22 protein-coding genes are annotated in these 23,577 nt (G+C 60.2%); 7 read left to right on the forward strand and 15 right to left on the reverse strand.

The window, feature by feature from the left end; genetic code table 11:
• Positions 1–40 precede the first annotated feature (40 nt).
• The 7 genes from doeB to CFBP4996_RS25115 form a co-directional block, all read right to left on the reverse strand.
• Positions 41–1,054, reverse strand: coding sequence for a N(2)-acetyl-L-2,4-diaminobutanoate deacetylase DoeB (gene doeB, locus CFBP4996_RS25085; RefSeq protein ID WP_080853380.1), 1,014 nt, complete (start codon positions 1,052–1,054; stop codon positions 41–43).
• A 4-nt stretch (positions 1,055–1,058) separates the two neighbouring features.
• Complete coding sequence (gene doeA / locus CFBP4996_RS25090; protein WP_080853379.1) at positions 1,059–2,237, reverse strand: ectoine hydrolase DoeA; 1,179 nt, start codon at positions 2,235–2,237, stop codon at positions 1,059–1,061.
• Positions 2,234–3,247, reverse strand: a complete 1,014-nt coding sequence (eutC, locus tag CFBP4996_RS25095; protein ID WP_080853378.1) for an ectoine utilization protein EutC — start codon at positions 3,245–3,247, stop codon at positions 2,234–2,236. Before eutC ends, doeA begins: the two co-directional genes overlap by 4 nt.
• Entirely contained in the window at positions 3,244–4,263 is a 1,020-nt protein-coding gene (gene eutB, locus CFBP4996_RS25100; RefSeq protein WP_162936014.1) for a hydroxyectoine utilization dehydratase EutB, read from the reverse strand. Before eutB ends, eutC begins: the two co-directional genes overlap by 4 nt.
• 68 nt (positions 4,264–4,331) lie before the next feature.
• Positions 4,332–5,780, reverse strand: coding sequence for a MocR-like ectoine utilization transcription factor EhuR (gene ehuR / locus CFBP4996_RS25105; protein ID WP_080853377.1), 1,449 nt, complete (start codon positions 5,778–5,780; stop codon positions 4,332–4,334).
• Between the two features lie 170 nt (positions 5,781–5,950).
• Positions 5,951–7,354, reverse strand: a complete 1,404-nt coding sequence (locus CFBP4996_RS25110) for an aspartate aminotransferase family protein (protein WP_080853376.1) — start codon at positions 7,352–7,354, stop codon at positions 5,951–5,953.
• Positions 7,355–7,367: 13 nt separating this feature from the next.
• Positions 7,368–8,846 carry an NAD-dependent succinate-semialdehyde dehydrogenase gene (locus CFBP4996_RS25115; protein WP_080853375.1) on the reverse strand — a complete coding sequence of 493 codons (1,479 nt, stop codon included), beginning with the start codon at positions 8,844–8,846 and terminating at the stop codon, positions 7,368–7,370.
• A gap of 121 nt (positions 8,847–8,967) precedes the next feature.
• On the opposite strand from CFBP4996_RS25115, the gene CFBP4996_RS25120 reads away from it, so the two are divergent.
• Positions 8,968–9,435 (forward strand): Lrp/AsnC family transcriptional regulator, encoded by a 468-nt coding sequence (locus tag CFBP4996_RS25120; protein ID WP_003521623.1) that lies wholly within the window; start codon positions 8,968–8,970, stop codon positions 9,433–9,435.
• A 53-nt stretch (positions 9,436–9,488) separates the two neighbouring features.
• On the opposite strand, the gene CFBP4996_RS25125 is transcribed toward CFBP4996_RS25120, so the two are convergent.
• The 6 genes from CFBP4996_RS25125 to CFBP4996_RS25150 form a co-directional block, all read right to left on the reverse strand.
• Positions 9,489–9,902, reverse strand: a complete 414-nt coding sequence (locus tag CFBP4996_RS25125; RefSeq protein WP_162936013.1) for a curlin — start codon at positions 9,900–9,902, stop codon at positions 9,489–9,491.
• 167 nt (positions 9,903–10,069) lie between these two features.
• Entirely contained in the window at positions 10,070–10,468 is a 399-nt protein-coding gene (gene csgH, locus CFBP4996_RS25130; protein WP_080853373.1) for a curli-like amyloid fiber formation chaperone CsgH, read from the reverse strand.
• A gap of 62 nt (positions 10,469–10,530) precedes the next feature.
• Positions 10,531–10,968, reverse strand: coding sequence for a curlin (locus CFBP4996_RS25135; protein ID WP_080853372.1), 438 nt, complete (start codon positions 10,966–10,968; stop codon positions 10,531–10,533).
• Between the two features lie 136 nt (positions 10,969–11,104).
• Positions 11,105–11,914: a cyclase family protein gene (locus CFBP4996_RS25140; RefSeq protein ID WP_121490309.1), complete on the reverse strand. Its 810-nt coding sequence runs from the start codon at positions 11,912–11,914 to the stop codon at positions 11,105–11,107.
• 176 nt (positions 11,915–12,090) lie between these two features.
• The gene (locus CFBP4996_RS25145; RefSeq protein WP_059756463.1) at positions 12,091–13,299 is read right to left on the reverse strand and encodes an MFS transporter; all 1,209 of its coding nucleotides are present in this window, start codon (positions 13,297–13,299) and stop codon (positions 12,091–12,093) included.
• A gap of 187 nt (positions 13,300–13,486) precedes the next feature.
• Positions 13,487–14,353 carry an alpha/beta fold hydrolase gene (locus CFBP4996_RS25150; RefSeq protein WP_080853371.1) on the reverse strand — a complete coding sequence of 289 codons (867 nt, stop codon included), beginning with the start codon at positions 14,351–14,353 and terminating at the stop codon, positions 13,487–13,489.
• A 176-nt stretch (positions 14,354–14,529) separates the two neighbouring features.
• Here CFBP4996_RS25150 and CFBP4996_RS25155 point away from each other — a divergent pair, with 176 nt between their 5' ends.
• From CFBP4996_RS25155 to CFBP4996_RS25175, 5 genes are all read left to right on the forward strand, one after another.
• Positions 14,530–15,030, forward strand: coding sequence for a hypothetical protein (locus tag CFBP4996_RS25155; RefSeq protein WP_080853370.1), 501 nt, complete (start codon positions 14,530–14,532; stop codon positions 15,028–15,030).
• A complete protein-coding gene (locus CFBP4996_RS25160; RefSeq protein WP_137396288.1) occupies positions 15,027–15,353 on the forward strand; it encodes a hypothetical protein in 327 nt (108 codons plus the stop codon). Before CFBP4996_RS25155 ends, CFBP4996_RS25160 begins: the two co-directional genes overlap by 4 nt.
• A 95-nt stretch (positions 15,354–15,448) precedes the next feature.
• Positions 15,449–15,649: a hypothetical protein gene (locus CFBP4996_RS25165; RefSeq protein WP_080853368.1), complete on the forward strand. Its 201-nt coding sequence runs from the start codon at positions 15,449–15,451 to the stop codon at positions 15,647–15,649.
• Positions 15,650–15,721: 72 nt separating this feature from the next.
• Positions 15,722–17,665, forward strand: coding sequence for an ABC transporter ATP-binding protein/permease (locus tag CFBP4996_RS25170; protein WP_080853367.1), 1,944 nt, complete (start codon positions 15,722–15,724; stop codon positions 17,663–17,665).
• 184 nt (positions 17,666–17,849) lie between these two features.
• Positions 17,850–18,662 (forward strand): nickel-binding protein, encoded by an 813-nt coding sequence (locus CFBP4996_RS25175; protein ID WP_035261435.1) that lies wholly within the window; start codon positions 17,850–17,852, stop codon positions 18,660–18,662.
• A 41-nt stretch (positions 18,663–18,703) separates the two neighbouring features.
• On the opposite strand, the gene CFBP4996_RS25180 is transcribed toward CFBP4996_RS25175, so the two are convergent.
• The gene (locus CFBP4996_RS25180; protein ID WP_080853366.1) at positions 18,704–20,719 is read right to left on the reverse strand and encodes an aq_1923 C-terminal domain; all 2,016 of its coding nucleotides are present in this window, start codon (positions 20,717–20,719) and stop codon (positions 18,704–18,706) included.
• Positions 20,720–20,865: 146 nt separating this feature from the next.
• Positions 20,866–22,101 (reverse strand): ROK family transcriptional regulator, encoded by a 1,236-nt coding sequence (locus CFBP4996_RS25185; RefSeq protein WP_121490308.1) that lies wholly within the window; start codon positions 22,099–22,101, stop codon positions 20,866–20,868.
• 303 nt (positions 22,102–22,404) lie between these two features.
• Between CFBP4996_RS25185 and CFBP4996_RS25190 the strand changes: the two genes are divergently transcribed.
• Entirely contained in the window at positions 22,405–23,430 is a 1,026-nt protein-coding gene (locus tag CFBP4996_RS25190; protein WP_035238465.1) for a substrate-binding domain-containing protein, read from the forward strand.
• Positions 23,431–23,577: the final 147 nt, after the last annotated feature.

Raw genomic sequence — 23,577 nt, forward strand, 5'->3', positions numbered from 1 at the left:
TTGCGTGGTCCGTTTTCGGATCTCACGATGTTTCTTCTGGCTAAGTGTTCTCCGTAACCGTGGCGATGACGGAAAGGCAGTCGCCGGCCTTGATGAGGCCGGGAACATGGCGTGCGGCAAGCACGCCATTGATGGAGGCGCGGTAATCGACCGGCGCGAGGCCGGTTTTGCCGACGGGATAAACCCGGGCGATTGTTTCACCCGCCGTGACCGCGTCTCCCAGATCGCGGACAAAAGCGACGAGCCCGTCGTCTTCGGCAAAGGTGAAGCAATCGCTGGATGGCATATCCAGCCAGCGGCTTGGCGCTGGCACCGGTGCGCCGGTGAGGATGCCGGCATGGCGCAGCAGATTGACGGTGCCTTTCCGGGCGATGTCGATCGATTTTGCGCTCGCCGTGCCGGCTCCGCCGAGTTCGGTCGTGACAAAGACCTTGCCCATCTCCTCGACCGTTGTGTCGAGCATGCCGACGGCATCGATTTCCAGCATCTTCATCGAATAGGGAGCCGCAAAAGCCGCTACCGCTTCAAAACACCGGGCTTCCTGCGTCTTGTCGGGCAATTCGTGGGCTGCGGCATAGGGCAGGAAATCAAGCGTCCTGCCGCCGGAATGAAAATCGAGAACGATATCCGCAAGCGGTATCAGATGGCGGGTCACGTAGTCGGCGATCTTCTCCGTCACCGTGCCGTCAGGGCGGCCGGGAAAACTGCGGTTCAGGTTTCCCCGGTCGATGGGCGAGGTGCGTGTGCCCGCTCGAAAGGCCGGATAGTTGAGCGCCGGCACGATGATGACGCGCCCGTTCACGTCTGCCGGATCGAGCGTGTGGGCGAGTTCGAAAAGCGCGGCCGGTCCCTCATATTCGTCGCCATGATTGGCGCCGGTCAAAAGGGCTGTCGGCCCTTCGCCATTGGCAACGATGCAGATCGGGATCATTACCGAACCCCAGGCGCTGTCATCGCGGCTGTATGGCAGCCGCAGATGACCGTGCTGCACACCCTTCGCGTCAAAATCGACGGAGGGCGTGATCGGCGAGGGGCGAAGCGCGGTCTTCGACATCGTCTCAGCCTTTCACGAAGAGTTGCCGCGGCACATTGGACAGGCATTCGACACCGGTTTCGGTGATGGCGATGCTTTCGGTGATTTCGAGGCCCATGTCTTCCAGCCAGAGACCGGTCATGAAATGGAACGTCATGCCGGGCTTCAGCTCCGTGCGGTCGCCGGGTCGCAGGCTCATGGTGCGCTCGCCCCAATCCGGCGGATAGGACAGGCCGATGGGATAGCCGGTGCGGTTGTCCTTGATGATCCCGTATTTTTTCAGGACGGCGAAAAAGGCATTGGCGATGTCCTCGCAGCTGTTGCCCGGCTTCGCTGCGGAAAGACCGGCTTCCATGCCTTCAAGCGTTGCCTTTTCCGCATCGAGAAACGCCTGTGTCGGCTTGCCGAGAAAGACGGTGCGCGACAGCGGGCAATGATAACGGCGGTAAGCGCCGGCGATTTCGAAGAAAGTCCCTTCGCCTGAGCGCATCGGCTTGTCGTCCCATGTCAGATGCGGGGCGGACGCGTCGGCACCCGAAGGAAGCAGCGGCACGATGGCGGGATAGTCGCCGCCGAATTCGGCGGTGCCACGAATGCCGGCATCGTATATTTCAGCCACGAGATCGCATTTGCGCATGCCCGGCTCAACGACATCGACGATACGCTTGTGCATCAGCTCGACGATCTTGCCGGCCTTGCGCATATAGTCGAGTTCGGTCGGGCTCTTCACCGCGCGCTGCCAGTTCACGAGACCGGCGGCATCTTTGACACGGGCGTTTGGCAGATGTTTCTGCAGAGACGTGAAGGCGGCTGCCGAGAAATAATAATTATCCATCTCGACACCGACCGTCAGGTCGGACCAGCCGCGCTCCTCGATGATCTCAGACAGCAGGTCCATCGGGTGCCGTTCGGTCGATTGAACGTAGTGATCCGGATAGCCGATGATATTGTCGTGTGCGAGATAGGCTGTGCGCCTGGCGCCGTTGGCATCCTGCTTGCGGCCGTACCAGATCGGCTCGCCCTCCGGCGGCACCAGCACGCATTGATGCACATAGAAGGACCAGCCGTCATAGCCGGTCAGCCAATGCATGTTGGACGGGTCGGTGACGACCAGAAGATCGAGCCCGGCCTTTTCCATGGCTTTACGGGTTTTGGACAGGCGCGCGGCATATTCCTCGCGCGTAAAGTTCAGCGTTACGCTCACGCTGCGTCTCCCATTTTTACGCTGTTTTCGATTGTTTGACCGCTCTTGGCTTCCTTTGCGCGGGCAAAGGCGAGATTGGCGATAGCCGTGTCCTGCACGCCGGTGCCGGTCAGATCGGCAAAGGTGATGTCCTTGCTCGACATGCGGCCATGCACCTTGCCGGCAATGACGTCCCCAAGTTCGGCGAAGTGCTGATCCGACGCGGCGTGGCCGGCGGCGATGGCATGATGCAACTCACCGAGAATGCGGGTCTGCGAGATGCGATCAGCGACATAGCGCGCTCTGGCGAATACGGACGGATCGATCTCGTTCTTGTGTTCGGCATCCGATCCCATGGCTGTCAGATGCTGGCCTTCTTCCAGCCAGTCGGCAAAGAGGATCGGCTTTTCGGCTGGTGTCGTTGTCACGATGATATCGGCACCCCGCGCGGTGGCCTGCGGATCGGCCATGGCGATGACTTCGATGCCGTGTTCGCTGGCGAAATCGCTCGCAAATCTCTTGGCCTTGTCATGGTCCCGCGCCCATATCCGCGCCGATCTGATCGGGCGCACCAGCATCAGGGCTTCAAGCTGCAAACGCGCCTGCATGCCCGCCCCGAAGATCGCGGCGACGGAGGCGTCTTTGCGGGCCAGATGCCGCGCCGCGACAGCACCGGCCGCGGCGGTCCTCACATCGGTAAGATAGCCGTTATCGAGGAGAAGGGCCTCCACCAGTCCGGTCTTTGCACTGAAGAGGATCATCAGGCCATTGAGGCTGGGCAGACCGAGTTTCGGATTGTCAAAGAAACCGGGGCTGACTTTGATGGCGAAACCCTCAAAGCCCGGCACATAGGCCGTCTTCACATCCACTTCGCCGCGAAACTCGGGGATATCGAGCCGCAGGATCGGCGGCATGGCGACGGCTTGCGTTGCGAGCGCCGCAAAGGCCCGCTCCACGCAGTCGACCGCCGAGAGGTCGAGCTTGATGACACCGCGAAGGTCTTTTTCGGTTAGGATGGTGATGCGGCTCATGCGGCTCCCCCGTCGATGATGGTCTTATGCACCGCCGGATCGATATTTCCGCCCGACACGATGATGGCGGTCGGGCCGCTGATGTCGATCTTGCCGGACAGGATGGCAGCGAAACCAACGGCGCCCGCACCCTCCACTGTCAAACCTTCTTCGCGCGCCGCATGGCGGATGCCGGCTGCAATCTCGTCTTCGGAAACCAGTACGATCTCATCGAGGAGTTGCTGGCAAAGCGCGAATGTCACGCGGTTCTCCAGTCCAATCCCGCCGCCCAGCGAATCCGCCAACGTTTCTTCCTCCCGGACGGCGACGGGTCGGCCGGCTGCGACCGACGCCTGCATGGCCGCACCCCGCTCCATGGAAATGCCGATGATCCGTGCCCGTGGCTTCAACGTCTTGACCGCAACGGCGATACCGCCCGCAAGGCCACCGCCGGAAAGAGGAACGAGCACTGTCGCCAGTTCAGGCATGTCTTCGACAACCTCGAGACCGATCGTGCCCTGTCCGGCCACGACGTCAGCATCATCGAATGGCGGGATTGCGATCAGGCCGAGACTCTTGGTTAGGCGCTCCGCTTCCTCCTGCGCGTCATCCTGTGACCTGCCGACGATCCGGATCTCCGCACCGAGCGCGCGGATCGCCTCAACCTTGTTCGCCGGCACGAGCGCCGATATGCAGATCGTGGCGGGAATTCCGAGCTTGCGGGCCGCATAGGCCACGGCCCGGCCATGATTGCCGGTCGAGGCGGTGACGAGGCCACGTCTGCGTGCCTCCTCGTCAAGCGAGAGTATGGCGTTCATCGCGCCGCGCAGTTTGAAGGCGCCGATGGGCTGAAGGGTTTCAAGTTTCAGATGAACGGGATGACCACAGCGTTCGGACAGAGTGTCCGAGCGAAACAACGGTGTTCGCTCCACCTGTCCGGCAAGCCGCACAGCCGCCTGCTCAATCGCGGCCAGCGAGACCGGAAGCGGGGTTTTATCGGCGGATATGGACAGGTTTTCTCGCTTCATGATTGTCATGTTGAGAGCGAAGTAAAATCATGTCAATTATTATATTGTAATGATTCAATGATTTTCGGGCGGCTGCCTCAGCCGATTGAACCGATATCGTAGACCGGCGGCAGTTGCTCGAAGGTCTGCCGCACGGTGGTCAAGGCTTTGACGAGGCTTGGGTGATTGAGGCGGCCGCCGAGACATATGCGGATGCCGCCGCCATGGCCGGGGCCGGCAATGAATGGTTCCGACGGCGTGACCGCGACGTTCTGGTTTGTGAGCGCGCGCACCAGGCCGTCCTCCGTCCAGCGCGGTGGAACCTTCAGCCAGGCGCAGAAGGAGAGGGGGTGGCTCGAGGCGATATGGTCGCCCAATATGTCCGTGGCAATCTTTTGCCGCGCACGCACTTCGGCGCGCTGGACATCCAGCAGCCGCCGTGCGGTGCCGTTTTCGACCCAGCGTGTGGCGATTTCGGCCGTGAGATAGGTGCCGCTCCAGCTCGATACACGCAGGATAGAGGCGGCGCGGATGGAGTAGGCGGGCGGCACGACGAGATAACCGACGCGCAGCCCGGTCAGGACCGTCTTGGTAAAGCTGGTGACGAAAAAGCCCAGATCAGGCAGCATTTCGGTGATGGATGGCAGATCATCCTCGATGATCGGGCGATAAACTTCGTCCTCAATGACAAAGACGCCGTACCGTTCGGCAATCGCGGCAATCGCCCGTCTACGTGCAGCACCCGAAACATGCCCGGTGGGATTGTTGAGGGTGGGAATGAGCACCAGCGCCCTGACGCCACCGGCTGCACAGGCGGCCTCCAGCGCGTCCGGCAGAATGCCCTCTTCGTCGGTCGGCAGGCCCTTGAGGCTGAAGCCCAGAATGTTCGACAGGCCGATAATGCCGTGGTCGGTGAGGTTTTCGCAGAGAACCACGTCGTTCGAGCGGATAATGCAGCTCAAGGCAAGGAAAATGCCGTGCGCAGCACCGTTGGTGACGAGAATACGCTCCGCGCCGGCGGTCACGCCCATCCTGCCAAGCCAGAGCCGGGCGGTTTCGCGATGGCTATCGAGGCCCGCGACCGGCCGGCAGGGGCGCATGAAGCCCGAATTGTCGCCATCGGCCAATTCGCGAAGGATGGCGCGCGAGGCGTTTTCATGGTCGTCGAGATAGACGCCACGGATAATGGAGAGATCGAGTACCTCGGTCGGGCTGTGATCGAGCATCATGCGTCCCGCCCGGTCCGTCACCCGTGTCTTCACGAAAGTGCCGCGGCCGATTTCGCCGCTGAGATAACCCAGCCTCTCGGCCTCCTTGTAGGAGAGGCTTACGGTCTGGACCGAAAGGCCAAGTTCGCGGGCAAGATCGCGGTGGGTCGGCATGCGGTCCATCGGCTTCAGGACGCCGGCGTCGATATCGGCAATGATGCGTTCCGTCAGTGCGGAATGTTTCGTTTCGCCCTTCTGCTTGGCAAGCGACGGCCGCCATGCCACCGGTTTGGTTGCGGAAACCGGATCGGAGCTGAGCGGATTGGCTTGACGGCGCATGAAATTGTCTCGTTTTTGACGAAGGTAATTTCATGACATTATGCACGCTTCTGCGAAAAGATGAAGCCTTATGCAGCGCAGATGACAACTGCGCCGCAAATAGGCGCAGTTGTCATGTCATTGCTGTCGAAATGGGCAGCAGTGGTGACCGTTAAACGCCAAGGCTGGCGTCAGATTCTTTCGCCGGCCCGTACCAGATCATCCATGACGCTGCGGACGGCGGCTTCGGCGATGGCGATGATCTCATCCACCTCAGCCTTCGTTGTGACAAGCGGCGGTGCAAAGCCGAGAATATCGCCATGCGGCATGGCGCGCGCAATAAGGCCGCCGTTGCGCGCCGCCTTTGAAACGCGCGCACCGACTGTAAGGCTGGGGGCAAAACGTGTCTTCTTTTCACGATCCGCCACGAATTCGATGGCGCCCATCAGGCCCACACCGCGCACCTCTCCGACGATTGGAAGCTGCGCGAACCTCGCCTTCAGCTGCTCCTGAAAATAGCTGCCGACGGCGCGCGCATTGCCGGGCAGGTCTTCCTTTTCGACAATGTCGAGCACGGCGTTTGCCGCAGCCGCACCGATGGGGTGGCCGGAATAGGTGTAGCCGTGGGAGAAAGCCCCGACGCGATCGGCGCCTTCCTCCATCACCCTGTAGACTTTCTCCCCCACGATGGCGCCGGAGAGCGGGAAGTAGGCCGAAGTCAGGCCCTTGGCGACGGTGATCAGGTCCGGCTCGATGCCGTAATGTTGCGATCCGAACATGGAGCCTGTGCGGCCGAAGCCGGTAATCACCTCATCGGCAATCAACAGGACATCGTATTTTTTGAGAACATCCTGTATCGCCGGCCAGTAGCCTTCCGGCGGCGGTGTGATGCCGCCCGTGCCAAGCACCGGTTCGGCAATGAAGGCGCCTATCGTGTCGGGCCCTTCGCGCAGGATGAGCGCTTCCAGTTCGTCGGCGCGGCGTTTTGAGAATTCCAGTTCGGTTTCACCGGCCTCCGCGCCCCAGTAATGGTGCGGAGCGCCGGTGTGCAGCACGCCGGCGCGCGGCAGATCCATGTGGTCGTGATAAAAACTCATGCCGGTCATGGAGCCGGAAACCACGCTGCAGCCGTGATATCCCCTTTCGCGGGAGATGATTTTTTTCTTCTGCGGTTTGCCGCGCAGATTGTTGTAGTACCAGACGAACTTGGCCTGTGTCTCATTGGCGTCCGAGCCCGACATGCCGTAAAAGACCTTGCTCATCTTGCCGGGCGCCATCTTCACCAGCCGGTCGGAAAGGATCGCCAGTTCGTCCGTCGTGTGGGCGGCGTAAGAATGATAATAGGCAAGCCGATAGGCCTGACGGGAGATGGCTTCCGCCACCTCGGTGCGGCCATAACCGACATTGACGCAATAAAGACCGGCGAAGCCATCGATCAGCTGCTTGCCGTGCGCGTCCTGAATACGGATGCCCTTGCCGGTTTCGACGATGGTCGGTTCGCCGAGTTTGCCGCTGGCGAAATCCTTCAGCTGCGTGAAGGGATGCAGAACCGCATTTCGATCCATTTCCGCGATGTTTTTGATGTCGATGGTCATAGGCGAGTTCCTTTCAGGCAGCCAGGTTGCCGAAGCAGACATATTTGGGTTCGAGATATTCCATGAGGCCATGACGTGAACCCTCGCGGCCAAGGCCGGATTGTTTCCAGCCGCCGAATGGAATGGGTGCGCCGGTGAATTTCGGGGTGTTGACGGCAACCATGCCGTATTCCAGCTGGTCGGTCAGGCGCATCGCCCGGCCGAGGTCGTTGGTGTAGACATAGGCCGCAAGCCCCATCTCCGTGGCATTGGCGCGGCGGACCACCTCCCGCTCGTCATCGAAGGGCAGGATGGCGGCGACCGGGCCGAAAGTTTCTTCGCGCGCGATCAGCATGTCGTCGGTCACATCGGCCAGCACGGTGGGGGTGACGAAATTGCCGCCGAGCGGGCTATCCTGCCCGCCGCAGACGAGGCGTGCGCCGGAAGAGAGGGCCTGCGCGATCTGCTGACGACACTTTTCGGCGACGGACGGTCGTGTCATCGGCCCGATGTCGATACCGGGTTCGAGGCCATGGCCGACGGTCAGTCTGGAGGTCGCATCGGCAAACCGCTCAATGAAACGGTCATAAAGCCCGCGTTGAACATAGATGCGGTTTGCCGCAAGGCAGTCCTGTCCCGATGTGGCGAATTTGGCGGCGAGGCAGCCCTTCACGGTCTGGGGCAGGTCCGCATCGGCGAAGACGATGAAGGGTGCGTGGCCGCCAAGTTCCAGCGAGGCTTTTTTAATGGTCGCCGCCGATTGCGTGAGGAGGAGCCGTCCCACCTCGGTCGAACCGGTGAAGGAAAATGCCCGCACCTCGGTATGCTCCAGCAGGCGGCGCGCAAGCGGTGCGGCTTCACCCGGCAGAACCTGCAACACGCCGGCCGGCATGCCCGCCTCCTGCGCCAGTTTCGCCAGTGCCAGTGCCGAAAGCGGTGTTTCCGGTGCGGGTTTGACGATCATCGTGCAGCCGGCAGCAAGGGCCGCGCCCGCCTTGCGGGCGATCATGGCTGAGGGAAAATTCCAGGGCGTGATGGCCACCGTGACGCCGATCGGCTGCATCCGCACGGAAAGATTGCCGCCTTGGAGGTGGCTTGGAATTGTCTCGCCATAGGATCTCTCGCCCTCGCTCGCAAACCAGTCGAGAAAGGCGGCGGCATAGGAAACTTCGCCGAGCGATTCCGAAAGCGGCTTTCCCTGTTCGGCGCTGATGATAACAGCGAGGTCGCGGGCATTGTCACGCATCAGCCGGCCCCATGCCCGCAGGATATCGCCGCGTTGGATGGGCAGCATGTCCCGCCACCGGAGAAATGCTCTGCCGGCGGCCTCGACTGCGGCGTCCACGTCGTTCAGGGAGCAGGAAGAGACATCGAGCAGATGATCTCCGCTTGCCGGATCGACAACGCCCAGCGTCTCCTTACGCGCCACCCATTGCCCATCCAGAAAGGCACGATGCTCGATCAGCTGCGGTCGGTGAAGATTTTTAAGCGCTGCGCTGGCGATAGCTTCCATCGGCAAGTTCCCTTTTCATTTGCCAGAAGCTTAACTGCGCTGCATGATTGATCGACGGCGTTTAGGCGCGCTTCAACGCAGGAATAATGCTTAGTTTGATATTCATACGCAGGAATCCCGCATGACCCAGATTGATCGAGCCGACCGGGCGCTGCTTGACGCCGTGCAGAAGAACAATCGCCTGACATCGGAAGAGCTGGCCAAAATCGTCAACCTGTCGCCAACCGCGTGCCAGCGTCGGTTGAAGCGTTTGCGTGATGAGGGGGTGATCGAAGCCGATGTGGCAATCGTTTCGCCCAAGGCCGTCGGGCGCGGCATCACCATGATCGTTCTCGTCTCGCTGGAGCGAGAAAGGGCCGATATTGTCGACCGTTTCAAGGCTGCCATTCGCGCCACGCGGGAGGTGATGATCGGTTATTACGTGACGGGCGATGCCGATTTCATCCTGGTTATCACGGCCAAGGACATGGAGGACTACGAGGCCTTCACCCGGCGGTTCTTTTACGAGAACCACGATATCAAGGGGTTCAAGACGATGGTCGTCATGGACCGCGTCAAGGCCGGATTCGCCTTCCCGATAGACCCTTGATTCGCGTAGCAAGGCAACGTAAAGACCGGCCTGCGATAAAATAGACCGCTTTCTTACCAGCCATAGCTGAAGGTTAGGCCGTTGCCATTGTCGCCATCCTGCACCACATTGGTTTGCGTGTTGCGGCCATACTGGAAAATGCCATAGGCATTGTTGTTGCCATTCTGCTGCAATGTTGCGGCATGGCCGTTGCCCCGTTGCCGGATGAAACCGAGATTGCCGCCGCCGTTCTGGGCGATGCCGGCGGCGTTGCCACGGCCGAGCTGCCGGATATCGGCATCCTTCAGGCCACGGTACAGCGAATAGGCGCGAAGCCCGGTGGAAAGAAGATCTCCATCCGCTGTATTGCCCGGTGCGAGGTCGAATGAAATCCGGCCGCCGGCCTGAGCGGGTGCGGAAAACCCGATTGGCGCGAGGCTGCCGACAAGCGCAGTAATGGTAAGAAATTTCAATAGGTTGCTGGTCATTCTTATCTCCATCTGTCAGCCTCTTGCCGATGATCCACTGTCGCATTTCGCAACTGAACCTGACCGGAATTGCCCATTCACATGTCGTTCAGCGGTTCGGCACGATCAAAAGAAAAGGGCGCCGAAACCGGCGCCCTTTCTGGTGAAACATACGACATGGCGGCAGCCTAATCGCCGCCAATCTGCTTCGTACAACTGAAGCTCCTGCCATCGATCACGAGATCGAGCACCGCCTTGTAGCGGGCTCCCTTCGCATCGAGCGTCACAGAACTCAGCAGTTGCGAACGTCCGGCCGCGGCGTCGAAGTCGCCGCCCTGATTGATGACCGAACTCCCGCCGCCGCCCGATTTTTCGACGTGAAAGGAGTAGGTCCCGCCGCCACCGGCGTCACCCTTCGTGACGGCCTCCAGCCTTACCATGCCGGCCTGCGGTGTTGCCCTGATCTCGCAACGCTGCCCTTCGGCCGGTTCCTTTGCAGTCGATACGGCCGCAACGGCGCCGAAAGGAAGCAGGGCCATTGCAAGGATCGCCGCCAGACGGCGCGGATGTCTGAGGGTATGGGGCATGGCTCGTCTCCCTGACGATCTGATATTTCGATCTCGACCCGTTTCACGACATCGCCGACTGCTTAAGGGCAGGCCTGCACGAAGGCCGCGACATTGTCGTTGCCGCCCTGGCTCACATTGGCGCTGCAGCCACGGCCCACCTGAACACCGGCCGCGATGTTGCCGTTGCCGTCCTGGGTGAGGATGGTGGTGTGGTTGGAGCCGAATTGCCCGATGCCGGCCACGTTGCGGCTGCCGTTCTGATAGGTGGAGCCGTAATTGTCATGCCCCTCCTGACCGACGGCCGAAAGGTTTTGGCGACCGTACTGATGGCCGACAATCCGGTTGTAACCGCCGTTCTGGTAGGTGCGGATCCGGTTGCCATAACCTTCCTGCGCGCCACCGGCAGAGTTGGACCAGCCATATTGTTCGATGCGCACATCATTCGCCATGGCGGGTGCCGTGGCGGCGATGCCAACGAGAGCAACGAGTGCACTTGCAATAAAAGACTTCCGGATCATGACTGTGTCTCCTCAGGCGGATAGGACCGCGGTTGAACGTCTTTGTTTTAGACGGTCCCGTTGGAACGGAAGCTGAAGAGATTATTCAGTCGTAGTTCATTCGGCGGCCTTGTTGTTCTGGCACCCTGTGCCGGTGTCAGACCAGGGCTAGAATACGGGCTGGGCCGCCCGTTCCGCCGCGGTGTGCCGGTGCGCCGACGATTATGGTCGCTCCCTTCACCGGCAGAGCCTCGAGGTTGTTCAGCCCTTCGATGCCGTAGCGCCCCGCCGGCAGCCAGGAATTGTGAACCGCGAAATCTGCGGAGTTACCCGGATCCAGCGAAAGCGTGTCGACGCCAATGGCGACGGTGTCGAGCTTGAGTAGAAGGTCGGTCGCCGACTTGCCGAAACCGGGGAAGGCGAATTTTCCGGCGTCGTCATTGCGGAATGAGGGGCTCTTCACTTTGGTTGCCCAGCCGGAGCGCAGAGCCACGATTGCACCTGCCGGGATGTCGCCATTCGCAGATATCCAGCGTTCGATATCTTCGGCTTCAATGGTGGAATTGGCATCGTCTTTCGCACGGTCGGTGATGTCGACGATGACAAGCGGCGCGACAAGTTTCTGCGGCTCCAGTTGGTCGACGCTCGCGCCATCCGCGCTGAAGTGGAAAGGCGCATCGATATGGGTGCCGGTATGTTCGTAGATGGTGAGTTTGTGGAGCTGATAGCCGTCCTTGGCGATCTCCGCTGCCCACTCATATTCTATGCCCGGTTTGCCATCGAATGTGGGAAATGTGGAATCATAGGTATGGGTGAGATCAACGACCTGCCGGGGCGATTGCGCCAGCACCGGGGCCGCCAGGCTGCCCGCCGTCATGGCCGTTAAACCGGCCACGGCACCTTTGAACAGCAGGCGTCGTGACAGCATGTTCCGTTTTACGTTCTCGATCACGCAATTGTTGCACATGCCTCAGTCCCTCCATTGAGAAATCCCTGTTCCCAAGCGTAGCGCAAAGGTGGAGTGACGCAAGGCAGGACATCCCCTGATTTTTGACCCGTGTTCGGATGGCGGTTTGGGCAAGTCGCCGCGCAGCCGAGTGCCGCAGGCAATCGCGTTGCCTGCGGCCTCGAAAAAGGCAGGGATCAATCGGGACGCTGCAGCAAGGCGAGAGCGACCGTGGATGCAGCCAGGATTGCGGTCAGGGCCAACGGAGCGGTCGCACCGTAGGAGTCGACGATGTAACCGCCGAAAACCGCACCGATGCTGATAGCCACCTGAAAGGAAACGACCATCAGGCTGCCTGCCGCCTCAAGAGCATCGGGAGCGCCGCGGGAAAGATTGGTCGGCAACACCACGGGCGCCATGCCGAAGGCAAGGCCCCAAAGGGCGACGAGAGCAAATGCGGCGCCGGTATGAACGCCCCAGACAACGAGGGCGATTGTCGCAAATGCCATCAAGGCGGCGGTGACGACGAGTGCGAGGCGGATACTGGTATCGGCCATTCGGCCGCCCGCGACATTGCCGATCACGGAGGCGACGCCAAACCCGAGCAGGGCGAGTGCAATCGGCTTGGTCCCAAGCTGCGTTACCTGTTCGAGGAACGGCCGGACATAGACCGAGCCGGCGAAATGGCCCGTCATGAGCAGCAGGATCGCAAGCATCCCCAGTTGAATGCTACGCCGCCGCGTCAGCCGCAGAACATCGGAAAGACTGTTGCTTGTACTTGCCGGCAGCGACGGCAGGCTGAGTATCTGAAGCAGCATGGCAACTATGGCAAGTCCCGCCGTCATCGACATGGCGATGCGCCATCCCAGCCAGTCGCTGATCAGGGCGCCCATTGAAGGAGCAGCGATGGTGGCGAGCGAAACGCCGAGGGTGACGATAGCCATGCCGCGCCCGGTCGAGTTTGCGCCGACAAGCCGCGCCACAACGGCAACCGACAGCGCCCAGAAACCGCTGAGCGCAATACCCAGCCCGGCCCGACCCAACAGCAATAGCCAGAAATCGGCGGCAACCGATGCCAGAACGTTGGAGGCGATCGCCAGCGCGCTAAGACCGACGAGTACGGTCTTGCGGTTCAGTCTGCCGATCAGAACGTTGCTCAACAGGGCCGTCACCGCGCCTACGGAGGCGGTGGCGGTGACGACCTGCCCGGCCGTGCCTTCGGTGATGCCAAGATCGCGCGCCATGGGCGTCAACAGGCCCGCCGGCAGGAACTCGGCCGATACCAGCGCGAAGCTGGTGGCCGCCATGGAAAGAACGGCGAACCAGGTCGCAGCCGTCCATGCGGGTTCTTCTGTGGTTTCCAGGGGGATAGCTACCCCATCAAACTGCGATGTCGTGTCCGTCATGACGTCTCTCCTTGAGTTGAGAGAGTTTTAGACGGCTTTTTCCGGATGATATGTATCTAAAAATCCGAATTTCATGCCTATTCCTCCGAAATTTGTGCATCGCACAACATTCGCCGCGCCATTCGCGTGGGAGGATGCCATTGCGGACCGGCGGCCTGAATGAGGGCGCGATGAAAGCGTGGTCCCATCAGTGGTGGATGCGATCAAGGAAGCTCCTGATCAAGGGGATGACTTCCTCCAGGTTTGTCTCCAGGAGCCAGTGTCCTCCGTCCAGCAGGTGAAGCTCGGCATCGGGCATATCGCGAAGATAGGCGCGGGCGGAGCGCTCGGGCATGTAGTGATCCTGCGGTCCCCAGATGATGACGGTCGGCGGCCGACAGGTTTGCAGGTAGCGGCGGTGGATCGGAAACCACTCGCGATTTGCCTTGAGGTCGGAAAGTAGTTCTGCTGCGATATCCTTCCTCCTTTCGGTCATAAGGCTCCAGTGCAATTGCCAGAGGTCAGGAGAAATGAGTGCGGTAAGCTCGGTGCGGACGTCATTCAGAAACTCGTCACGAAAATTCTCTTCGGTGACGGCATCGCGAAATGCGGCGCGCATCCGGTCTGCAGGCAGCGACCAGAACTTTTCGATATCGGCATATTTCGGCCCCAGCGCGTCTTCATAGGGAATATCGCCATTCTGGATGATCTGTCCCACGATGCGGTCCGGCTTCATGATGGCAAGCCTTGCGCCGATGGGAGAGCCGAAGTCGTGCAGGTAGAGAACAAAACGATCGAGACCCAGCGTCTCGACAAAAGCGTTAAGCCAGCTGGCATAACCGTCAAAGCTATAGGAAAAGGTTTCGGGATTGCCGCTATAGCCGAATCCCGGAAAATCGGGTGCGATCAGCCGCCATCTGTCGGCCAATCTGGGCATGAGGTTTCGGAACTCGAAGGATGAGCAGGGATAGCCGTGCGGCAGCAGAATGACCGGCGCATCCTGCGAGCCAGCCTCCCTGTAGAAGGTCTCTACCCCCGCAATTGAGGTTCTGCGATGTGTGACGCGCGTGTCCATTGAACTGCTCCCTCAGGGATAAGAGCGCAGAGCGGGACGAAAGGTTCCCATATCCGTGCATGGGCCGAACGTCGTCGGTCCTCAACCTCAGCAAAATGCGACTGTTGTTCGCCACACGGCTCGGCTAAAACCTTTCAAAAAAACGGACGTGCATCGGGCTGGAGTGGAGACAAGACATGGCGTTACAGCATTCGAAACCACTGAAGGCCGCAATTGTAGTATGGATAGCCTGCGCATCCGGCGTCCATGCGCAAGAACCGGCAAGTGGATTGGTATGGAGCAGGGATCCCGCCAGCCATTGCGAATTCGTTTCACCCGTGTCGCTCACGGCGGGTCCGACATATTGGATCGGCGCATGTCCGGGAAACAGGGCATCCGGCCTCGGCATGCTTCGCCGTCGCGATGGTGACAAGGCCGGTCCCGCTTTTTATGGGCGAATGCAGGCGGGCGTGCCGGTGATCGGCGTTATCGATGATGAAGGTTATCGCGTGGGGGCGTTCGACAATGGCGATATCGGCGGCGACGCGCAACAGGAGCCACAGGTCAGGCTCGACGCCTTCCGCCTCGCGGCCGAAGCTGCGCGGGTCGTGGCCGGGCGCTACGCCCGGGATGGCAATGCGGCCTCGGCGCGGCATTACGAAGCCGTTGCAAAGCAACTGGAGGATCAGGTCGAATGATGATGGGCCGTCATCCGGCGAAGCGTGCTGGCATCGCATTGGCGCTGATGGGGTTTGCAGCGCCGTTATTTGCGCAGCAACCGTCACTTCCAGACGACGTCAGTGCTTTCGTCAGCCGCCGTGATGGCTGTGATCATTTCCGTGGCGAGGAAGCCACTGATCATGATCGCCGTGCCCAAATAGAAGAAGCACTGAACCGGCTGTGCCGGGGAAGTGATGCCGATTTGGCCCGCCTCAAACGGCAGTATAGCGGGAACAAGGCTATCATGACGATTCTCGAGCGCTATGAGCCCGATATCGAAGGTGACGGTGCCGCCGATTGAGAAGAAAATATTCGCCGCTGAACCAACGGCGTGAAGCAACGCAGCCTGAATGTGCTTCATGAACCGCAGACGCAGCCATTTTGGAGAGGATTGCCATGTCGAATTCTTCCCGGGACCTGATTATCGCCGCCGCACTCATCGTCGGTGGCCTGGCGGCTTTTTTTCTCTTTCTCTATCTCACCGGGCATGATCCCGATGAAAGCCCATTGGGCCTGATGGAATGGGTCATAGCCGGCGCTCTGCTCGGACCGGGATTTGGCTATCTGCTGAAGTGGAGAAGAAACCGAGGTCGCTAGCCCGGCGTCTTCGGCCGACCGCAAACCGTTCCGGAACGGCAACCTTTCAAACCGTCGTCCGTTTAAGCATCCATGACCGATGCTGACGCAAAACCGAACCCGATCGATGGCACCGGCAAAAAGGGTGCAGAGAATGTTCATGCCAACGACGCACCCGATGATCCCCTTCCGCCGGAGGAATTGGAGCCCGCTTCGGGTTTGACGCCGCAGCAGGCCGAAGAGGCTCGCAAGCGATATCTTCTGAAGCGCTTCCTGATCAGCGCGCGGGGTTTCTGGAGCCGCCGTGGGGATGGGCTGGCCTGGCCGTTCTCCATCGGGCTTCTGGCGATGATCGGCGTCAATGTCGGTTTCCAATATGGCATCAACGTCTGGAATCGCGGGATTTTCGATGCGATTGAGAAACGGGATGCGTCGACGGTCTACTTTCTCGCTTCCATATTCCCGCCGCTGGTTCTTGGAAGCGTTTTCATTGTGACCTCGCAGGTGTACGTCAGAATGCGTATTCAGCGGCGCTGGCGGTCGTGGCTGACCAAGGTGCTGGTCTCGCGATGGATCGCAAATGGCCGCTATTACCAGCTCAACCTGATCGACGGCGATCATCAGAATCCGGAGGCGAGGCTGTCGGAAGATATGCGGATCGCCACCGAAGCGCCCGTGGATTTCGTGGCGGGCGTCATTGCCGCCTTCGTATCGGCGTCCACCTTTATCGTCGTTCTGTGGACGATTGGCGGTGCGCTGACGCTGCCGATCGGCGGCTTATCGGTCACGATACCCGGCTTTCTCGTGATCGCGGCGGTGATCTATGCGCTCATCACATCGAGTTCCATCGCGTTGATCGGCAGGAACTTCGTCCGGGTCTCCGAGGTCAAGAACCAGCTGGAGGCGGAATTCCGTTACACGCTGACCCGTGTCCGGGAAAACGGGGAGAGCATCGCCCTGCTGGGCGGCGAAGAGGAGGAGCGAAGCGACCTCGACAGAAGGTTCCGCAATGTCCGGCACCAGTGGAAGCAGATGGCACAGCAATATATGCGCACCACCGTCGTGTCGCATGGATCGATGTTGATCGCGCCCGTTGTTCCGCTTCTTCTCTGCGCGCCCAAATTTCTCGATGGAAGCATGTCTCTAGGTCAGGTCATGCAGGCGGCATCCGCTTTCACCATCGTTCAATCCGCCTTCGGCTGGCTGGTCGACAACTATCCCCGGCTGGCGGACTGGAATGCCTGCGCACGCCGCGTTGCCTCCCTGATGATGTCGCTTGACGGGCTCGAGCGGGCCGAACAGAGCGATAAGCTCGGCCGGATCGTGCGCGGTGAAACGGAAGGCGAAACGATGCTCAGCCTCAAGGATGTCTCGGTGTCGCTCGGCGACGGCACGGCCGTCGTCAAGGAGACCGATGTCGAGATCGGGCGGGGAGAAAGGGTGCTGGTCGCAGGTGAATCCGGATCCGGTAAAAGCACGCTCGTTCGGGCAATCGCGGGCCTTTGGCCATGGGGCGGCGGCAGCGTCAGTTTTCGGGCCGGCAGCCGGCTTTTCATGTTGCCGCAGCGGCCATATGTGCCCTCCGGCACCCTTCGCCGGGCGGTCTGCTATCCGCAGGCGGCCGAGAGCTGGACTTTCGAAGAGATAGGAGAAGCTCTCGACAAGGTTGGTCTCGGCCATCTCAAAGACAAGGTGGAGGAGGAGGCGCCTTGGGATCAGACGCTGTCTGGTGGTGAAAAACAGCGGCTGACCTTTGCCCGCCTGTTGCTGAACGACCCGGATATCATCGTTATGGACGAAGCGACCGCGGCTCTCGACGAAAAAAGCCAGGACAGGATGATGCAGACGGTGATCGATGAATTGCCCGACGCCACCATCATCAGCGTGGCGCATCGTGCCGAACTGGAGGCCTTCCATAGCCGGAAGATAACCTTGGAGCGACGGGAGGGCGGCGCAAAGCTGGTCAGCGATATCCACCTCATTCCCCGCAAGGCCCGCTCCCGCTCCCTGCTTCGGCGCATGGTCAAACGCAGGTAAGTCGCTGCGGCTGTCGGGAAGGCTTGCAGGCATGTCGCCTGCGAAATTCTAACGCGAACGAATATCGCCCTTTCCGGTGTTCCCGCCTTGTGCGGCGTCACCCGTAAGAACGATAGACGGCAATTCGGCGACGTCATAAAATGGCTGGCAGAGGAGGCAACGATATACTCTTGGGAGGAAACCAATGCCTATCTTCATGGACCGGCACGAGCTTGCCGGCGTCTCCGCTGCGGATATCGCCGCGGCACATCTTAAAGATCTCAACATCCAGGATCGGTACGGCGTCAGGTTTTTGACCTACTGGTTCGATGAAAGGCGCGGTACTGCGTTTTGCCTTATGGATGCTCCGGACGCTGAAACCGCGCAATGCGTGCATCGCGAAGCGCACGGGTTCGTCGCCAGCGAGGTGGTGGAAGTCGCCCTGTCGGCCGTGGAAGCGTTTCTCGGGCGAATACAGGATCCGGTAGCGCCCGGGGCCGCCTCGAAAAATATGGACCCCGGCCACCGCGCGATCCTTTTCACGGACATCGTCGGTTCAACCGAAATGACGGCCCGCCTTGGGGATCGCATGGCGGCGGAACTCATCCGGGCGCATGACGCCCTCGTGCGCGGTTGCCTGGGGCGGCGCTCGGGGCGGGAGGTGAAGCACACCGGCGATGGCATAATGGCCGTGTTCTCCTCCACGCCATTTGCGGTGGACTGCGCCATCGATATCCAGCGCGAGTTCCACCGTTACAACAGCGACAGGGGCGAGCCGATTCACATCCGTATCGGTCTGGATTGTGGGGAGCCTATCGAGGACAGCAATGATTTCTTCGGTACGACCGTGCAATTGGCGGCAAGGCTTTGCGCCGCCGCCGAGAGCGACCAGATCCTGATTTCGGACAAGACCTTCCAGGAATATGGCGGTGCCGATGTCCTCGTGCATGGCGATCGTTACAGGCTGAAAGGCTTTGCCGAGCCGGTCCTCGCCTATAGTTGCGAGTGGCTGCACTAGCTACGCTTGTGCAGCCACTGAAGGGGCAGAGGTCGCCCGATTTATTCGGCCGTCGCCTGAATATCGACCTTGTCGAGAAGCCCCATCGGATTGTCGGAGGCGGCAACCAGATCGAAAATGCCGAGGCCGTTTGCGCCGGTGGATTTGACCGTTACCGTCAGGGTGCCGGGTTTGCTGATGAACTGGACGAGCGCTTCCACGGCGTTTTGCAGCTTGGGCTGTTCAGCCGCCACCTGCGGCAGCATCATGCTCGCCACCAATGTCAGGGTGGCGCGTACCTGATCTTCCGTCATGTCGTTCTGCAGGGCATAAAGCTTGATCGCCTTGGCCATCAGGCCTTCATCCTTGATCGTGAGCTTCACTTCGCGGCCGGCAAGCCCGAAGAGCGCCGCCTGCGCGCGATTGACGTCAAAAGAGAAGAACTCTTCCGTAAAGCCGCTTACCAGACCGGCAAAATTGACGCTGCCGAAATCCTTGCTGCTGAGCGAGATATCACGGATCACCAGATTGCTGTTCGGTTCGTCCCAGCCGGCGGCGAGGCCATAAGAGAAGGCCAGCGTTTCGAGACCCAGTTTGCGGGCTTCGACGAAAACTTCCTCCGTCGAGTCTGCCGGGATCGGAAGCGTGAGCTCGTCCTGCCTGATCTCGATATCGGTCGGAATGCCGTTGAAGGGCTTGGTAAGCCCCATCTCGAAATTCTTGAGCGAGAATTTGATACGTTCCGGCGTGCCGGCCGTTTCTTCCTCCGTTTCCTCCTCCGTCTTTTCCGGCGCGGCGATATCGACGTTGATGCCGCCGAGGCGCACCCGGCCAAGTTCCGGTATCAGGCGATTGAACTGGAAGGTCTCGATCTGCGTCTCGTCGAGCGCGATGATCTCGGAAATTCCCTTGAGCGTCGAACTCCAGTCGAAGCCCTTGAGGCTCGCTTCCGCGACTTCGATCCTGCCGTCGCCGTCTCCGATAGACATGCCATTCACGCCGAAGTCGAGCTTGCGGCTGTCCATCTGCATGTCGATGCGGTCGATGGTGGCCTTGACCCTTTTGCCGGCCGCCCCTTCCTTTTCATCCGGCGCATCGACCTTGAAGCCGATGAGCTGCATGTTGCTCTTGCCGAACATGTCGAGAATGGACACGACCTTTGCGAAAAGCGCCTGGCGTTCCTCCGGTGGAAGCTGGTCGGGATCTTTGGTCGCCGTCAGCGCTTTCAGGGTATCCAGCAGCGGTTCGGATGGCATGCGGGCGGTAAAGCCATCGCTGCGGATTTCATCGTAGCTGAAATGACCGTCTCCTTCAGAGAAAGAAACTGCCTTGACGGAGAGCGGCCCATAGAGCGGCTTCGCTTCCTTGTCGTCCGGGCCGGCCTTTTCCGTATAGAGCCGGGCGAGATAAGCGACGTCGATGTCCTGGCCGGCGATCGCGCCGGTCGACACGACCATATGCTTGTCCTTCATCGCACCTTCGCTGTCGGGAAGCTGCATCTTGATGTCGTAGCTGCCATTGTCGATAGAGTATCGGGCAATGCGGCCGCCGGCGATCTCAGAGAAAGCCAAGTTCCTGTAAACGGTCTTCTGCTCGGTGGTCGCGACGGACTGGGTAAACGTCACCTCCGGCGTGGAGATGCTTGTCGCCGCGAAGCGCTCGATGCGCCGGGGCAGGGAGCCGCCGTTTCCTTCCGCCTGTGCCGGCTTTTCGAATGCGGCATTCTCGACGCGGGCCTGTGCCATCGAAATCTTTCCGGTCGGCACATCGATGTCGATGGTGATCATGTCCAACGCGCCGTCCAGAAACGGAAGTTTCGGACGTCCATCGATAGCCGCGATCTTGATATTTCTGCCCTCTTCAAGCGGCAGCGTCAGATCGCGAACATGAATTTTCCCGAGAAAATCGACCTCGATGGAAGTGGCCGTCGCACCGCTGCGGGCAACGAGTTCCTTCACCTTTGCTTCGTAGAAGGTCTTGCCGCCGACGACGCCTGCGGCAGCAACGGCAATAATCGCAACTGCCGCCCAAAGCGCCCTGCGCCGACCCTTGCCGGTCTGGATGTTTTCCTGTTCCACGAAGTGAGTCCTCTCTAACGAACTGATATTGGCCGCCTTTTAAGCACGCAAAAGTTGCTTAGCAAGTGGTCATTGCCAGTTGGTTCTTTGCGTGGAAAAGCTTGACGGAGAGGAGGTGTCAGGTAATCCTAAGTGCTGGCTGTCCTCTACCTGGGCTGCGCGCTATGGCGCAACATCACCATTTCGACATTCTGTGCCTTCATCTGTTCTTCAACCACAAGAATGGCGGCGCCCATGATGCCTGCATCCGGGTCCGGGGGCGAGATCACCAGTTCCAGCTCCCTCGTCGCCAGGGGAAGCGAGCGCTTGTAGACCAGCTCGCGTATGCCGGCCAGAAGGTGGTCGTTGGCGATTGCCAGTGTCCCGCCGATCACGATCATCTGCGGGTTCAGGATGCTGACGAGGCTTGTCATGACCTCGCCGAGAATGCGGCCGGATTCCCTGACGAGGTGAATGGCAAGCGGCTGGCCAAGTTCGACCAGCCGGGTCACGTCGCGGGCGGTGTGCGCCTCGATGCCCTCTTTGCGCAACTCGCGTGCGATTGCCCAGCCGGCGGCGCGCGCTTCGACGCAGCCGATCTTGCCGCAGCGGCAGAGCGGTGCGGGTTCGCGCGCGAACTGGATATGGCCGATATCGCCCGCCGCACCTTGCGCACCGCGATAAAGGCGGCCTTCGGTAATGATGCCGCTGCCGATGCCCGTCCCGACTTTGACGAACACCATCTCGCTGACATTCGTCCGTCGCTGCCGATGGTCGCTCAAGGCCAGAAGGTTCACGTCGTTTTCGGCGTAGACGGGAACACCGAATCTTTCTTCAAGATGTTGCCTGATTTCGAAATTGTCCCACCCGACCATCACGGAGGGACCGACGACCCGGCCGTTGGCGTAATCGACAGGGGCAGGCAGGCCAATGCCGATGCCCAGCACGTCGGCGGTTGTTTTGCCAATCTTCGATAAAAGCGCCTCGAATTGCTCCTCGATCCAGTTGAGAACCACAGCGGGGCCGCGCAGAATATCGAATGTTTCCGAGATTTCCGTCAGGATTCGCGGCTGCAGGTCGGTGACGGCGACGCGGATATGCTGCTCACCGATATCGGCGGAGAGAACGACGGCGAAGTCGCGGTTGAGATCAAGCGCGCGTGTCGGGCGTCCGCCGCTCGGAAGCGTTTCCTCTGTCTCGCGGATCAACCCCGCGTCGATCAGGCCCGCGAGTTTCTGGTGTACAGTCGCCCGCGAGAGACCGGAAAGTTCGGTCAGGGCGCTGCGCGAACGGGCGCGACCCGAACCGACGAGCGACAAGAGCGCGGCGCTTGCCTTGATCGCGTTGAGATCGCCCTGCCATTCGCGAGGGTTAGATCCTTGTCCGGAGGTTGTGCTTGCCATTGCCGGTTTCCGTTCCTCACAGCGTCTTTTAGTGTGTGGCATGCGGCCGCGTGCCTGACGAGACTGCTTACCAACATTTGGTAGAAAATCCCCTTATAATCCGAAATTTCCGATATTGCTCCTGATATATGTATAAAAAAATACAAAATGGTAATTAGATAATGTTGACAGTATTCATAATTGCGGTCAGTAATAATCGCGCCAAGACGGATTACGTCCTCCGGATGGGAGGGAGCGCTTGGTAATCTGGGAGGATTTCAAATGAAGTTTTTTGAGAAACCCGCTTCTGCGGGCAGTTTTGCCATGTCCGGACGTCTCGGCGCCGCAGCGCTCGCTCTGGGGGTAAGCCTTGCCTTCATTCCCTTGAACGCGCAGGCCGAAGACATCCTTATCGGCGTCATCACCAAAACCGAAGCCAATCCGTTCTTTGCCAAGATCCGCGAAGGCGCGACCTTGAAGGCCAAGGAACTTGGTGGCGTGAAGATCCAGAGTTTTGCCGGCAAGTTCGACGGCGACAATGAAAGCCAGGTGGCTGCCGTCGAAAACCTGATCTCCGCCGGTGCAAAGGGCATTCTGATGGTGGCGAGCGACACCAAGGCAGTGGTGCCGGTGGTGGAGCAGGCCCGTAAGGCGGGTATCCTCGTCATCGCGCTCGATACGCCGCTCGAACCTGCCGATGCCGCCGATGCGACCTTTGCGACCGACAATTTCAAGGCGGGTGAACTGATCGGCTCCTGGGCCGCCAAAACGGTGGGCGATGCTTCCAAGGCCAAGGTCGCCTTTATCGATGCGCTTGAAAACCAGCCGACAGTGGATGTCGCCCGCGATCAGGGCTTCATGAAGGGTTTCGGCATCGATCCCAAGGACGTGACGCGTTATCTGGATGAAGACGATGCGCGCATCGTGGGCCACCAGTGGGGGCAGGGATCTGAAGAGGGCGGCCGCACCGGCATGGAAACGCTTCTCCAGAAAGACAGCGATTTGAATGTGGTCTACACCATCAACGAGCCGACCGCCGCCGGCGCTTATGAAGCGTTGAAGGCGACCGGCAAGCAGGACTCCGTCATAATCACCTCTGTGGACGGTGGTTGCCCCGGCGTTAAAAACGTGAAGGCGGGCGTCATCGGCGCAACGTCGATGCAATATCCGCTCAAGATGGCGTCGCTTGGAGTCGAGGCGATCGTCGAATATGTGAAGTCCGGCAAGAAGCCCGAAGCCAGCCCCGGCCTGCCGTTCTTCAACACCGGCGTCACGCTCGTCACCGACAAGCCGGTTGCCGGCGTTGACTCGATCACTTCCGATGAAGCGCTGAAGGCCTGCTGGGGCTGAGCAGCCTTTGACGCCCCGTCCTCTCTAAGCCGCGGGGCGTCACTCCTGGCTAGGTCAGTTTCCGAATAAACACCGTCTGGCCACGCTTTTGAAAATTTGCCGTAACAGAACGCCGCACTTCCCTGCTGATGTGAAAAGGCGCTCCAA

This window comes from Agrobacterium leguminum (assembly GCF_005144435.2).
In the GTDB taxonomy this organism is placed as follows: Bacteria; Pseudomonadota; Alphaproteobacteria; order Rhizobiales; family Rhizobiaceae; genus Agrobacterium; species Agrobacterium leguminum.

Excerpts from the sequence above, each read along its gene's own strand:
- doeB (WP_080853380.1), bottom strand. The coding sequence starts at position 1,054 with ATGTCGAAGACCGCGCTTCGCCCCTCGCCGATCACGCCCTCCGTCGAT.
- eutC (WP_080853378.1), bottom strand. The coding sequence starts at position 3,247 with ATGAGCCGCATCACCATCCTAACCGAAAAAGACCTTCGCGGTGTCATC.
- eutB (WP_162936014.1), bottom strand. The coding sequence starts at position 4,263 with ATGACAATCATGAAGCGAGAAAACCTGTCCATATCCGCCGATAAAACC.
- ehuR (WP_080853377.1), bottom strand. The coding sequence starts at position 5,780 with ATGCGCCGTCAAGCCAATCCGCTCAGCTCCGATCCGGTTTCCGCAACC.
- CFBP4996_RS25110 (WP_080853376.1), bottom strand. The coding sequence starts at position 7,354 with ATGACCATCGACATCAAAAACATCGCGGAAATGGATCGAAATGCGGTT.
- CFBP4996_RS25115 (WP_080853375.1), bottom strand. The coding sequence starts at position 8,846 with ATGGAAGCTATCGCCAGCGCAGCGCTTAAAAATCTTCACCGACCGCAG.
- CFBP4996_RS25120 (WP_003521623.1), top strand. The coding sequence starts at position 8,968 with ATGACCCAGATTGATCGAGCCGACCGGGCGCTGCTTGACGCCGTGCAG.
- CFBP4996_RS25125 (WP_162936013.1), bottom strand. The coding sequence starts at position 9,902 with ATGACCAGCAACCTATTGAAATTTCTTACCATTACTGCGCTTGTCGGC.
- csgH (WP_080853373.1), bottom strand. The coding sequence starts at position 10,468 with ATGCCCCATACCCTCAGACATCCGCGCCGTCTGGCGGCGATCCTTGCA.
- CFBP4996_RS25135 (WP_080853372.1), bottom strand. The coding sequence starts at position 10,968 with ATGATCCGGAAGTCTTTTATTGCAAGTGCACTCGTTGCTCTCGTTGGC.
- CFBP4996_RS25140 (WP_121490309.1), bottom strand. The coding sequence starts at position 11,914 with ATGTGCAACAATTGCGTGATCGAGAACGTAAAACGGAACATGCTGTCA.
- CFBP4996_RS25145 (WP_059756463.1), bottom strand. The coding sequence starts at position 13,299 with ATGACGGACACGACATCGCAGTTTGATGGGGTAGCTATCCCCCTGGAA.
- CFBP4996_RS25150 (WP_080853371.1), bottom strand. The coding sequence starts at position 14,353 with ATGGACACGCGCGTCACACATCGCAGAACCTCAATTGCGGGGGTAGAG.
- CFBP4996_RS25155 (WP_080853370.1), top strand. The coding sequence starts at position 14,530 with ATGGCGTTACAGCATTCGAAACCACTGAAGGCCGCAATTGTAGTATGG.
- CFBP4996_RS25160 (WP_137396288.1), top strand. The coding sequence starts at position 15,027 with ATGATGATGGGCCGTCATCCGGCGAAGCGTGCTGGCATCGCATTGGCG.
- CFBP4996_RS25165 (WP_080853368.1), top strand. The coding sequence starts at position 15,449 with ATGTCGAATTCTTCCCGGGACCTGATTATCGCCGCCGCACTCATCGTC.
- CFBP4996_RS25170 (WP_080853367.1), top strand. The coding sequence starts at position 15,722 with ATGACCGATGCTGACGCAAAACCGAACCCGATCGATGGCACCGGCAAA.
- CFBP4996_RS25175 (WP_035261435.1), top strand. The coding sequence starts at position 17,850 with ATGCCTATCTTCATGGACCGGCACGAGCTTGCCGGCGTCTCCGCTGCG.
- CFBP4996_RS25185 (WP_121490308.1), bottom strand. The coding sequence starts at position 22,101 with ATGGCAAGCACAACCTCCGGACAAGGATCTAACCCTCGCGAATGGCAG.
- CFBP4996_RS25190 (WP_035238465.1), top strand. The coding sequence starts at position 22,405 with ATGTCCGGACGTCTCGGCGCCGCAGCGCTCGCTCTGGGGGTAAGCCTT.